The 12695-nt window shown below is 36.2% G+C and carries 13 protein-coding genes; 12 read left to right on the top strand and 1 reads right to left on the bottom strand.

Annotated elements, in window-relative coordinates:
• Window positions 1–48: 48 nt before the first annotated feature.
• From AN964_RS18795 to AN964_RS18765, 7 genes are all read left to right on the top strand, one after another.
• Window positions 49–1071, top strand: coding sequence for an ABC transporter ATP-binding protein (locus AN964_RS18795; RefSeq protein ID WP_055741357.1), 1023 nt, complete (start codon window positions 49–51; stop codon window positions 1069–1071).
• Entirely contained in the window at window positions 1058–1984 is a 927-nt protein-coding gene (locus AN964_RS18790; protein ID WP_055741356.1) for an ABC transporter ATP-binding protein, read from the top strand. The genes AN964_RS18795 and AN964_RS18790 overlap by 14 nt, the downstream gene beginning before the upstream one ends.
• Window positions 1985–2003: 19 nt before the next feature.
• Entirely contained in the window at window positions 2004–2972 is a 969-nt protein-coding gene (gene opp4B, locus AN964_RS18785) for an oligopeptide ABC transporter permease (RefSeq protein ID WP_055741355.1), read from the top strand.
• Between the two features lie 21 nt (window positions 2973–2993).
• The gene (locus tag AN964_RS18780) at window positions 2994–3899 is read left to right on the top strand and encodes an ABC transporter permease (protein ID WP_055741354.1); all 906 of its coding nucleotides are present in this window, start codon (window positions 2994–2996) and stop codon (window positions 3897–3899) included.
• Window positions 3900–3919: 20 nt separating this feature from the next.
• On the top strand, window positions 3920–5716 hold the full coding sequence (gene opp4A / locus AN964_RS18775) for an oligopeptide ABC transporter substrate-binding protein (RefSeq protein WP_055741353.1): 1797 nt from the start codon (window positions 3920–3922) through the stop codon (window positions 5714–5716).
• 144 nt (window positions 5717–5860) lie between these two features.
• A complete protein-coding gene (locus AN964_RS18770; protein WP_055741352.1) occupies window positions 5861–6346 on the top strand; it encodes a PH domain-containing protein in 486 nt (161 codons plus the stop codon).
• Complete coding sequence (locus AN964_RS18765) at window positions 6339–7766, top strand: PH domain-containing protein (RefSeq protein ID WP_055741351.1); 1428 nt, start codon at window positions 6339–6341, stop codon at window positions 7764–7766. The genes AN964_RS18770 and AN964_RS18765 overlap by 8 nt, the downstream gene beginning before the upstream one ends.
• A 12-nt stretch (window positions 7767–7778) precedes the next feature.
• Here AN964_RS18765 and AN964_RS18760 read toward each other — a convergent pair whose 3' ends face one another.
• A complete protein-coding gene (locus AN964_RS18760) occupies window positions 7779–8267 on the bottom strand; it encodes a rhomboid family intramembrane serine protease (protein ID WP_161809290.1) in 489 nt (162 codons plus the stop codon).
• 176 nt (window positions 8268–8443) lie between these two features.
• On the opposite strand from AN964_RS18760, the gene acpS reads away from it, so the two are divergent.
• The 5 genes from acpS (at window position 8444) to ndoA (ending at window position 12659) form a co-directional block, all read left to right on the top strand.
• Entirely contained in the window at window positions 8444–8794 is a 351-nt protein-coding gene (gene acpS, locus AN964_RS18755) for a holo-ACP synthase (protein WP_055741349.1), read from the top strand.
• Window positions 8795–9009: 215 nt separating this feature from the next.
• Window positions 9010–10023, top strand: a complete 1014-nt coding sequence (locus AN964_RS18750) for an outer membrane lipoprotein-sorting protein (protein ID WP_055741348.1) — start codon at window positions 9010–9012, stop codon at window positions 10021–10023.
• A gap of 455 nt (window positions 10024–10478) precedes the next feature.
• Window positions 10479–11633: an alanine racemase gene (gene alr / locus AN964_RS18745; RefSeq protein WP_055741347.1), complete on the top strand. Its 1155-nt coding sequence runs from the start codon at window positions 10479–10481 to the stop codon at window positions 11631–11633.
• Between the two features lie 389 nt (window positions 11634–12022).
• Window positions 12023–12304: a CopG family ribbon-helix-helix protein gene (locus tag AN964_RS18740; RefSeq protein ID WP_055741346.1), complete on the top strand. Its 282-nt coding sequence runs from the start codon at window positions 12023–12025 to the stop codon at window positions 12302–12304.
• A 4-nt stretch (window positions 12305–12308) separates the two neighbouring features.
• Entirely contained in the window at window positions 12309–12659 is a 351-nt protein-coding gene (gene ndoA, locus AN964_RS18735) for a type II toxin-antitoxin system endoribonuclease NdoA (protein WP_055741345.1), read from the top strand.
• Window positions 12660–12695: the final 36 nt, after the last annotated feature.

Genomic DNA, 12695 nt, shown 5'->3' with positions numbered 1-12695 from the left:
AAATTTTAAATTTTGACATCAAGGTTTTATTGTTAAGGGGGATTAATATTGGAGAATCAACCACTTTTGCAATTACAAAACCTACGTACTTCCTTTCGTATACAAGATGAATATTTTGCTGCAGTGGATGACGTTACATTAACGGTCAATGAAAACGAAGTGGTTGCAATTGTAGGGGAGTCCGGATGCGGAAAAAGTGCACTAGCTCTGTCAGTCATGGGATTACATCCAGCTGGAAGAACGAAATTAGAAGGTAATGTTAACTTTAATGGTCGAAATCTTCTTTCATTGTCAACGGGGGAAATGAATAAGATTCGGGGAAAGGATATTGGCATGATCTTTCAGGATCCGCTTACTGCCCTAAATCCATTAATGACCTGCGGAAAACAAATTGAAGAGAGTATGACTTACCATACAAAACTTTCAAGCTCGGAAATTAAAGCAAGAGCGCTTGAACTTTTAAAAAAAGTCGGAATTCCTAATCCGGAAAGAACATACAAACAATATCCTCACGAGTTATCTGGCGGGATGCGTCAACGTGTTGTTATAGCAATTGCTATTTCGTGTGATCCATCACTGGTCATTGCAGATGAACCGACTACAGCATTGGATGTTACGATACAAGCCCAAATAATGGACTTATTGAAAGAGCTTCAAAAACAAATGAAGACAGGTATTATTCTTATCACCCATGACCTTGGGGTTGTTGCAGAAATGGCAGACAAAGTGGCAGTTATGTATGCTGGTGAAGTGGTGGAATTGGCTGATGTAAATACGTTGTTTAAGAACCCTTTACATCCTTATACAAGATCACTGCTTAACTCTATTCCATCTACTACCACTGCAAAGGGTAGATTGCATGTGATTCAAGGGATTGTACCATCTCTGCAAAAATTGCCAAGACAAGGCTGCCGATTTAAAGGACGTATTCAGTGGATGCCTGACCATGAGCATGAAGAAAATCCTGTTTTGCGTGAAGTAGAACCAAATCATTTTGTGCGCTGCACATGTTATAAGAACTTTGACTTTCCGCAAAACGACATAGGAGATCTTAACTATGACATTTCTTAAAATTAATAATCTAAAAGTTTATTATCCAATCCGCGGGGGATTCTTTCGAAGAGTAGTCGATCATGTAAAAGCGGTTGACGATGTCAGCTTCGAATTAAAACAAGGAGAAACATACGGATTGGTTGGAGAATCAGGATGTGGGAAAACAACAACGGGCCGTACTATTATTGGGCTAAATAAAGCTACCTCCGGTGAAATAATTTTCGAGGGTCAAGATTTGACAAAGCTTAGTCGTCGAGCCTTTCATAATCATCGCCAAGATATACAAATGATTTTTCAAGATCCTTATTCTTCATTGAATCCGAGAAAACGGGTATTAGATATCGTCGCGGAGCCGTTGCGGAATTTTGAGAAATTATCGGCTGCGGAAGAGAAAGAAAAGGTTGAGTATTATATTGAAAAAGTAGGGTTAAACCCTGAATCCATTTATAAATATCCTCATGAGTTTTCTGGAGGGCAACGGCAAAGGATTGGGATTGCCCGCGCGCTGACGTTAAAACCAAAACTAATTATCGCAGACGAGCCTGTATCTGCATTGGATGTTTCCGTCCAAGCGCAAGTGTTGAACTTTATGCAGGATATTCAAAAAGAATTTAATTTAACATACTTATTTATCAGTCATGATTTAGGAATTATTCAACATATGTGTGACCGGATTGGAATTATGTATCACGGACAATTTGTGGAGGAAGGAACTAGTGAAGAAATTTACTCGAACCCACAGCATATTTATACAAAACGATTAATATCTGCAATTCCAGATATTAATCCGGAAAATAGAGAAAAACAAGTCGAACTTCGCCGAGAAGTGAATGCAGAGTATAAAAATTCATATGATAAATATTTTAATGCCGAGGGTAAAGTACACAAGCTAAAAGCAATTTCCGATACCCACTCAGTGGCACTACCGTAGAGAGGGGACCAATCAAAAAATGTTGAAATTTATATTGCGAAGATTCTTAATTATGATCCCTCAATTATTTATTTTAAGTATTCTTATTTTTGCTTTGGCAAAGGCGATGCCTGGTGATGCGTTAACAGGACAATTAGCAAGCAGTCCAAAAATGGACCCGCAAACCTTACATGAATTGAAGGAGAAGCTGGGATTGCTTGATCCTCCATATGTCCAATACGGAAGATGGATGAAAGGATTAGTACAAGGGGATCTGGGAATGTCTATTATCCATCAAGTTCCTGTAACACAATTATTAGAAGGAAGAATCTGGAACACAATTCTTTTATCGGCTGGAGTGCTAATTTTAAGTTATCTTATCTCCATCCCTCTTGGAATTGTAGGAGGAAGATGGACAGATTCATGGGCTGATAAACTAATTGTCGGTTATAACTATTTAACTTTTGCCACACCACTTTTCATTTTTGCATTATTGGTATTATTCATATTTGGTTTTGTCCTCGGATGGTTTCCGACAAGTGGAAGTGTAGATATCCGAGTGGAAAATGGTACATTTGCCTATTGGATGAGTAAGTTAAATCATCTTATTCTACCATCTTTTTCAGGAGCCATAATTAGTACAACCGTAACGATTCAATATTTACGAAATGAAATCATTGATACGAAAATCAAGGATTTTGTAAAAACCGCTAGAGCAAAAGGAGTTCATGAATCAAAGGTTTATACGAACCATATTTTAAGGAATTCCCTCCTACCTATAGCGGCGTTTCTAGGATATGAAATTACGGGATTAATTAGCGGATCCGTCTTCTTGGAATCTATTTTTGGTTATCCGGGGATTGGGCAATTATTTGTTTCCTCTATCTCGCAGCGTGATTTCAGTGTCGTCACAGCTCTCGTTATGATATCTGGATTTGCTACCTTAGTAGGTACATTATTGTCAGATATTATCTTAAGTGCTGTAGACCCACGAATCAGAATTGAGTAACAGGTATGGAGGGAGACAAATATGAAAGCTGAGATTGTTAATCCGAAGCTGAAAATAGGGAAGCCGAAAAATGTTGGGGTTTTATCCGTCATGTGGCGGGAAATCATCAAAGATAAAATTGCGTTAGCTTCACTAATTCTACTAGGAATTATTGTAATTATCGTTTATGGAGCAGCGCTCTTATTAAATCAAGATAAAATTGTTACAGTCGATTTACTATCCATATACTCTCCTCCATCAGCAGAACATTTATTAGGAACTGATTATGGTGGCAGGGATATATTAGGACAATTAATTATCGGAGCCAAAAACTCCTTTACCATTGGATTATGCATCACATTATTAACAGGAATTATCGGCCTTTGTGTAGGATTATGTGCAGGCTATTTCGGCGGTAAGGTTGATAATATTATTATGCGGATTATTGATTTTATCATAATCTTGCCAACATTAATGTTAATTATCGTATTTGTAACAATCGCACCAAAATATAATGTTTACACTTTTATTTTGATAATGAGTGCTTTTTATTGGACTGGAAAAGCAAGGTTAATTCGTTCGAAAACCCTTGCTGAACGAGAGCTTGATTATGTTCATGCTTCCAGAACATTGGGAACACCACATCGGAAAATTATTTTTCGCGAAATATTGCCAAATTTAAGCTCTATTATCATTGTTAACTTAACATTGAACCTTGCTGGAAACATTGGAATCGAGTCAGGTTTAACCTATTTAGGATTTGGATTGCCGGAAAGCACCCCAAGCTTGGGTACTCTCGTCAGTTACGCATCCAATCCAGATGTGCTTCAAAATAAATGGTGGATTTGGTTACCTGCTTCATTACTAATTCTAGTAATGATGCTGTGTATAAATTTTATCGGTCAAGCGCTAAAGCGTGCAGCCGATGCAAGACAAAGATTAGGATAATAAAAGGGGGAAAAGTAAGGATGAAGAAGAAACATCTATTTAAGTTTTTCAGCCTCATCGTCGTCCTGGGACTACTGTTATCTGCTTGTAGCAGTTCGACGGGTGGAGGAAAGAAGAATGAAGGAAAGCCATCAAAGCCTGGTAAGGAAGTAGTGGATACTAGTAAATTTCCGTTGGAGGTAAAAAATAACAAGGATGCTATTCAAGACGGAACTTTGAATTATGCATTAGTTTCCAATACTCCGTTTGAAGGTACTTTGGACTATGCATTCTACACAGGATCTCCAGATTCCAAAGTATTACAATTCTTTTCAGAACCATTATTCTGGACAAATGAAGATTATGAATATACAAATGATGGTCCAGCAAGTTATACATTGTCAGACGATAAAAAAACGTTCACTGTAAAAATTAAAGATAACGTTAATTGGTCAGACGGAAAACCAGTTACTGCAGAAGATTATAAGTATTCTTTCTTAGTAATTGGAAGCAAGGACTATACTGGAGTACGTTATGGTGACGATCTAATCCAAAGCATCGTTGGTATGGATGACTACCATAAAGGAAAAGCAAAAGATATTTCCGGTATTAAGATCATTGATGAAAAAACAGTTTCTTTCACATTTACAAAAGCTAGCCCAGCATTACTAACTGGTTTCTGGCCATATGCAATGCCTAAGCATTACTTAGGTGATATTCCGATTAAAGATCTTGCAAAATCTGATAAAATTCATAAGACTCCAATTGGTTTCGGAGCATTCAAAATTAAAAAGATTGTTCCTGGAGAATCTGTTGAGTTTGAACGCAATGATGATTACTTTGCAGGTAAGCCGAAGCTAAAAACCATTATCTTAAAGGTAGTTAATCCTAAAGTTATTTTACAAGCACTTAAAAAGGGCGAAGTGGATATTGCAGATTTACCTGCAGATCAATACCCAGCTGCAAAAAATGCTAAAGCATTCCAATTCGTAGGTAAGATTGATTTAGCCTACAACTATATTGGCTTCAAGTTGGGTCATTGGGATGCGAAAAAAGGCGAAAACATCATGGATAATCCTAAATTTGCGGATAAGAAATTGCGCCAAGCGATGGCTGCTGCTATAGACTTTAAATCAGTAGGAGAAAAAATCTTCTATGGATTGAAATTCCCAGCTACTGGATTAATCCCACCATCATTCCCGACTTGGTATAATAAGGACTCAAATCCAGTAAAATTTGACCCTGAGCACGCGAAAAAATTATTGGATGAAGCAGGTTACAAGGATAAAGATGGTGACGGACTCCGTGAAGATCCAAACGGTAAGAAGTTCCACATTAATTTCTTAGCAATGAGTGGATCCGACACTGCGGAACCACTTGCAAAATACTATATTCAGTCTTGGAAAAATATTGGTTTAGATGTTTCTCTAGTAGATGGACGTTTAGCTGAATTCAACTCATTCTATAAAATGGTTGAAGAAGATGATCCAAAGGTTGATGTTTATGCAGGTGGATGGGGAACAGGTAGTGACGTAGATCCTTATGGATTATATGGTAGAAATGTACCATTTAACTATCCACACTTTGTAAGCGAGAAAAACGATCAATTGTTAGCTGATGGGCATTCTGAAAAAGCATTTGATAAAGATTACCGTAAGAAAGTGTACGATGAGTGGCAAACTTACATGAATGATGAATTACCTGTAATTCCAACATTATATAGTTATGCACTTAAGGCGGTTAATAACCGTGTGAAAGATTACTCACTTGATGTGATAAAAGGAAATACTACGTGGAGAGACGTATCTGTAACAAGCAACACTCCAGATGTAGAATAATAAATCGAAAAGGGATGGCCATACGTATAGGTCATCCCTTTTTATTATTATTATTAACATGTAAACTGAAACAAAATAGAATCGGCATTCGTAATATAATAAGTTTGTATCAGAAAAAAATATGGAAGCAATGGAGGTGGAAAGATGGATTTCCCAGTACCGCAAAAGAGAATTTCTAAAAGGGCATTACCAGTTTGGAGAATTTCAGGAATTATTTCTTCTCTAATCGTTATTGGTATATTAGCGACCATTCTATTTATTATTCATTTTTTCCTTAATCTTTCGGAATGGTGGTATGTGTTAGGAGTAATTGTTGCTGTACTTTATTTCATTTTAAAGGTGGTTGTTATTCCGAATATTAGATGGAAGATTTGGAGATACGAAGTGAGAGAAAAAGAAGTGGAGCTGCAGCATGGGGTTTTTGTCATTAGTCGTACCTTGATTCCGATGGTTAGGGTTCAACATGTGGACACAGTTCAAGGTCCGTTGCTAAGAAGATATCGTTTAGCTAGTTTATTAATTTCTACCGCTGCAACGGTTCATCATATACCTGCCATCGATATTGATGAAGCGGATCAGCTAAGACATTCCATTTCCTCTTTAGCAAAGGTGGACGAAGAAGATGTCTGAACGAAAGAGATTACATCCAATTACGTGCATAACAAATGTATTAAAGCAAATAAGAGGCATGATCATTCCTCTTATTGGGATATTTATGATTGGACATAAAAGCGATTCTGATGCGGACTGGATTTCCCTTATAACAACCGGTGTTGCTATAATTATTGTATTATTTTCCGGAATAGCAAAGTGGCTTAGGTTCACTTATAGAATTGAGGAAGGAGAACTACGTATTGAGTATGGACTCTTTGTAAAGAAGAAACGGTATATTCCATTAGAAAGAATTCAAAGCCTTAGTTTTTCTGAGGGGATTTTACATAGGCCATTTGGATTGGTAAAAGTAGTAGTGGAAACAGCCAGCTCTAATCTTCATGAAGCAGAAGCAGAACTGACAGCTATCAAAAGGTCGGATGCGGCTGATCTAGAGAAAAAGATAAATGCATCAAAAGGTAAACAGGAAATAATGGAAGAGGAAATGAAGGAAAAGGAAATACAACATTATCATATTACGTCTAAAGAATTACTTATTATGTCTGCTACCTCGGGTGGAATAGGGGTAATATTTTCCGCAATCCTTGCATTTCTATCGCAGTTGGATAATTTAATTCCGTACAAAAAATTATTTAATGAAGCTGGTGCTTTCATACAGGGCGGCATTTTCTTCGTTATAAGTATGATCTTTCTTGGACTTTTAATTGCATGGGTGATCTCCGTCCTCATTACTTTCTTAAAGTATAGCGATTTTACTGTATCAGAAATAGAGAAAGATATCATTATTTCAAGAGGACTGTTAGAAAAGAGAAAGATTACTATTCCTTTAAATCGCATTCAAGCAATCAGAGTATCTGAAAACCCAATTCGTGGTCTATTAGGATATACGTCTGTGTTCATTGAAAGTGCTGGAGGAAATGTAGAAGACAAGGAAAGCAGAAATATTTTATTATTGCCGATGGTAAAAAAAGAGTCATTCGCCGAGATACTGCATCGTTTTTTAAAAGATTACCACTTTTCCGTGAAGTTTAAAAAACCTCCATTACAAGCAAGAGTGAACTATTTAATGAGAGAAATAATCAAGGTTGCTCCTATTATCGTGATACTAATTATTATTTTTAAGACTTACGGACTATTTAGTCTCTTCCTGTTACTATATCCGATTATCATCGGTCATTTTCGTTACCATTCATCGGGGTGGCATATTTATGAGCAGCAATTAACCTTAAGATATCGCGTCTTTCTAAAACATTCCATTTATATGAGAAAAAATCGGATTCAATCATTGGAAGCATCCTCAACATGGTTTCAAAAAAGGAAGCAATTATCATCTATCCATTCCACAGTGAAATCCACTGGTTTAGGCATGAAAACGAATGTCCGTTATTTATCCGAATCAGATGTGGAAACTATTTTTAAATGGTATTTTCCGAAATAATCCATGTATAAATCATTTGTTTTTTAAAAACAACCATCCGCATAATAGGCCGGTGAATAGACCCGCGGTATGAGCGGTTACGTTTATATCTGTTTTAAAAATGGTCATAAAAGCGGATATACCTAATATAAGCAATAGGATCACCTGATTTTGTTTAGAAACATAAAACTTTTTTTTCAAAACAAATAGAATAAAGCAGCCTAGAAGTCCGAATATAGCACCGCTCGACCCTGCATGTGTATATGTTAGTGGAAGAAAAATAAAAGTAGCAGAATTACCTGCTAATCCTGAAAGAAGATATAATAATGCAAATTTCCATTTTCCTAGAATACTTTCAATCAAAGGCCCCATGATTACAATGGATAATGTGTTGTAAAAAAAATGGGCAAAATTAAGATGTATGAACATAGGGGTCAATAGTCTCCATACATCTCCTTCAGATATATATAAATTAACTCCAACTAAATTTTTATAAAGAGATTGGTGTGGAATAAACGGCATTGACAATATGATATATAAACATAGATGAACCAATACAATGGAACATGTGATAGGGTAGGATTTTATAAATATGGAAAATGAACGGTTATATCGGGAATACATAAGCTTGCTCCTTTTCTAAAGGATTGTACAATATATGTATGCCATAGAAATGTGTGATAGAAGGGATTTTACATATGATAAAAGGAATAGGAATAGATATTGTAGAAATGGAAAGAGTTCAAAAAGTATGTGAAAGACAAGAGAGATTTTCGGAGAGGGTTCTTGTGGAAAGTGAGCTGCAAGTCTATAAAACATTAAATGGAAAGCGGAAAATAGAATTTTTAGCGGGTAGATTTGCTGCAAAAGAAGCTTATGCTAAGGCTAACGGAACAGGTTTTGGAAAAGAACTATCCTTTACAGATATTGAAATTTCCGTTGATCGAAACGGAAAGCCTTATATAACGAAACCAAAAGAGCTAGGGGTCCACCTTTCCATCACACATAGTGAACACTATGCGGTAGCGCAAGTCATAATAGAAGAATAAATCTTTGTAGATCAAATTATAGAATTTTAAAGAGAGTTATACATCCTTTGCATATTCCTGAAGGTTGTCTCATATATTCATAGTGCGATAGGAGAGACAAGGCTCAGGAAAAAATAGCTTCAAAGTTCACTTCAAGCAGAACTTTTGGTTATCGATTAATTTGAATGGCCTTTCTCTTCACCAACGAATAAATGAGTGATGAAGGGGTTGAAGGGATGAAGAAAAAGTTTTGGATACTTGCAGTGGTATTTGCAGCAATTCTTGCACTATCAGCTTGTGGATCCAAGTCGCAAGAGGATGTTGTCCAAGATTTAAATGGAAAGCTCGAAAAATTATCAGGATACAAGGCAACAGCAGAAATGACTTTGAAAATGGGAACGGAACCGCAGAACTACGATATTGAAGTTTGGCATAACAAACCGGATTATTATCGAGTTCAATTGAAAAACTCGAAAAAGGATCAAAGCCAAATGATTCTACGTAACAATGACGGTGTGTTTGTATTAACTCCAACCTTAAACAAAAGCTATAAATTCCAAAGTGATTGGCCAAAAAATAGTAGCCAAGCCTATTTATATGAATCTTTAGTAAAAGATATTTTACAAGATAAAAGCGCAAAATTTAAAGTAACCAAAAATGCGTATGTATTTGAAACAAAAACACGTTATCAAAATAATAAAATGCTTCCATATCAAGAAATTTCATTTGATAAAAGGACATTAACACCGAAAAGCGTGAAAGTAATGGATACAAATAAAAACACATTAGTTTCCGTTAAATTTACAAAGGTACAATTTAATGCAAAGTTTGATAAAAATGCATTTGATACGAAAAAGAATTTAACGAGTGCTAGTTTTGAAAAAGCTCCAAAGGATGTAAAGGTAAGTGGCACAGAATTCTCAGTTAAATATCCGGAAGCGAAAGTTGGTAAGCTGTATGAGGAAAAACAAATAAATACAGCAAATGGCAAACGAGTTATTATAACTTATACTGGTGATAAACCATTTACATTGATACAAGAAAAGGCAACTGTATCTTCTAACAAAGCAATGGAAGTCACTGCAATGAGTGGAGATATGGTGGATTTAGGATTTGTTGTTGGAGAAATTACGAAAAACTCCATATCTTGGACTCAAGATGGAGTTAATTACATGATTGCTTCTAATAAATTATCCCAGGATGAAATGATTGAAATTGCTGAATCAGTGCAAGGACAGCCGGTTAAATAGTTAGAAAAGCGAAAGCACACTTGCTCATCGACGGAAAAATCCGCTAGCCGCTGAATCCTGACAAGAATACACGGATATATAATATATATGTTAAAATTACTTTTACTCCCTATAGTAAAGGCAGGTTACTCTGGTAACCTGTTTTTTATCGTCTAGGAATTATTAAATTTAACCCTGCGAATAACATTTTTTAAAAGTTGGCTACGTCTAGCTACAGCGCCTATTGGCTAGCGAATTTCTACGTCTTCTCCCTTCGATAAGTCAACATCAGCTCGTGAACTACCTCACTGTGTTTCCTATATCTCAGTCGAAGACTCCGGAATCCGTACGCCGATGGACAAGTCGCTTGCGCAATTGTTCTTATGAATGAATCATGAAATAGTTGACATTACGAAATAAGAGATAAATAATCAATACAATTATTACTTTTAATTTTTTCAGGGATGTGTTTTTAGATGAATTCACCATTTTATCGTGATACTTGGGCGGAGATACAGTTAGATTATTTAAAGGAAAATGTGCTGTCTGTAAGAGAACATTTACCAAAGGACGTCGAAATATTTGCTGTTGTAAAGGCTAATGGATATGGACATGGAGATGTACAAGTTGCGAAGGCCGCATTGGAAGCAGGTGCTCACGGTTTGGCAGTGGCTTTTTTAGATGAAGCGTTGGTTCTCAGAAAAAATGGAATTGATGTCCCAGTTCTTGTATTGGGAGCTACTCGTCATGAAGATGCAATTATAGCTGCAAAAAATAAAATTTCACTAACTGTTTTTCAAAAGGAATGGCTGGAAAAAGCTATGTTAACATTAGGTAATGACATGCTTTCTGTTCATGTGAAATGTGATACAGGTATGGGCAGAATAGGAATAAGAAACAGAAGTGAACTAAAGGACATCGTAAATGTTATCGAAAATAGCCATAATCTTATATTCGAAGGGATTTTTACTCATTTCGCAACGGCTGATGAGCTAAATACGGATTATTATGAAACACAATTACATCGATTTATGGAAATGGTCAACGCTTTGGATATAAAACCGCGTTATATTCATTGTGCAAATAGTGCTGCAACCTTGCGTTTTCCTCAATCAGGGTTTAATGCCGTTCGATTAGGTATAGCTATGTATGGCTTATCCCCTTCGGATGAAATGAAAAATCTAGTTCCTTTTCCATTAAAAGAGGTTTTTTCTCTGCATACAAAGATTGTCCATGTGAAAAGGCTGTCCCCAGGTGAGAGTATTAGCTATGGTGCAACCTATCAGACAAAAGAAGAGGAGTGGATAGCAACTCTTCCAATTGGATATGCTGATGGGTGGATTCGAAAATTACAAGGGCAAGTTGTTTTAGTGGAAGGAAAAGAAGCTCCTATAGTCGGTAGAATATGTATGGATCAATGTATGATTAGGCTCCCATACTATATGCCTGTTGGAACGAATGTTACATTAATAGGAGAACAAGAGGGTCATTTTATTTCCATAAATGACATTGCTTATAAATTGGAAACGATAAACTATGAGATTCCGTGTACTATATCTAAAAGAGTTCCGAGAGTTTATATAAAAAACGGCGAAGTAGCTGAAATTAGAAATGGATTATTAGACTCCTGAAAAATATTGTTGATGTTAAAGTTATATTAGGTGATTTCGATTGACTTATAGCCTTATGTGTTTACGTGAACGGGTTTTATTTGGGGTGAATGACTTTAGTGAATGTGTATGCAAAAGACGGTATGAATGTTAACTAAACGATATAACCAGACAAATTTTAAAATTAAATGCTATTAAAAAACATTTTGGAGATACTGTTAAATGGTATAGTATTTTCAAGGAAAATATGGATTTGAATGATGCACAGCCTATATATATGCATAAATGGTTGATTTTTTTGCCGATAATAGAGAGGAATGACTAATTAGTCTTTGCATATAGTTAATTTGGTGGTATTATTAAATTGGTATTTAAGAATCGGTGTGTAGTGATTGGTGGAGGTGTCGTTTGTGTCTGAATCCAGCGCAACAACAGAAATATTAATTAGATTACCGCAACAGCTATTATCAGAACTTGATGGATTTGCTGAACAAGAAAATGTGAATCGTAATGAGTTTATTTATCGTGCTACAAAAATGTATCTTCGTGAAAGAAGAAAACGTCAAATTCGTGAATCCATGAGACGTGGCTATATGGAAATGGCTAAAATAAATTTAGCGATAGCATCGGAAGCGATTCAGGCAGAATACGAAGCAGAACATACAGTAGAACGCTTGGTTAGCGGGGGTTAGTCCTTTGATTGTTAAGCGTGGTGACGTGTACTTTGCTGACCTTTCCCCAGTGGTTGGATCGGAACAAGGTGGAGTCCGACCGGTACTAGTTATACAAAATGATATTGGGAATAGGTTTAGTCCGACTGTAATTGTTGCTGCTATTACAGCGCAAATCCAAAAAGCAAAACTGCCTACACATGTTGAAATTGATGCAAAGCGTTACGGCTTTGAACGCGATTCTGTTATTTTGCTTGAACAAATTCGCACAATTGACAAACAACGCTTAACGGACAAAATCACGCATCTTGACGAAGAAATGATGGAAAAAGTAGATGATGCCTTGCAAATAAGCTTAGGACTCATAGAATTTTAAACGTCTCTCCAAAGAGAGCGTTTTTTTATTTTACAA

The sequence above is a fragment of the Heyndrickxia shackletonii genome, from assembly GCF_001420715.1.
GTDB lineage: Bacteria > Bacillota > Bacilli > Bacillales > Bacillaceae_C > Margalitia > Margalitia shackletonii.
Note: the sequence above shows the minus strand (reverse complement) of the source record. Positions and strands in the feature narration are given on the sequence as shown.

Excerpts from the sequence above, each read along its gene's own strand:
- AN964_RS18760 (WP_161809290.1), bottom strand. The coding sequence starts at position 8,267 with ATGCCGTTTATTCCACACCAATCTCTTTATAAAAATTTAGTTGGAGTT.
- AN964_RS18770 (WP_055741352.1), top strand. The coding sequence starts at position 5,861 with ATGGATTTCCCAGTACCGCAAAAGAGAATTTCTAAAAGGGCATTACCA.
- AN964_RS18780 (WP_055741354.1), top strand. The coding sequence starts at position 2,994 with ATGAAAGCTGAGATTGTTAATCCGAAGCTGAAAATAGGGAAGCCGAAA.
- opp4A (WP_055741353.1), top strand. The coding sequence starts at position 3,920 with ATGAAGAAGAAACATCTATTTAAGTTTTTCAGCCTCATCGTCGTCCTG.
- AN964_RS18750 (WP_055741348.1), top strand. The coding sequence starts at position 9,010 with ATGAAGAAAAAGTTTTGGATACTTGCAGTGGTATTTGCAGCAATTCTT.
- AN964_RS18765 (WP_055741351.1), top strand. The coding sequence starts at position 6,339 with ATGTCTGAACGAAAGAGATTACATCCAATTACGTGCATAACAAATGTA.
- acpS (WP_055741349.1), top strand. The coding sequence starts at position 8,444 with ATGATAAAAGGAATAGGAATAGATATTGTAGAAATGGAAAGAGTTCAA.
- opp4B (WP_055741355.1), top strand. The coding sequence starts at position 2,004 with ATGTTGAAATTTATATTGCGAAGATTCTTAATTATGATCCCTCAATTA.
- alr (WP_055741347.1), top strand. The coding sequence starts at position 10,479 with ATGAATTCACCATTTTATCGTGATACTTGGGCGGAGATACAGTTAGAT.
- AN964_RS18790 (WP_055741356.1), top strand. The coding sequence starts at position 1,058 with ATGACATTTCTTAAAATTAATAATCTAAAAGTTTATTATCCAATCCGC.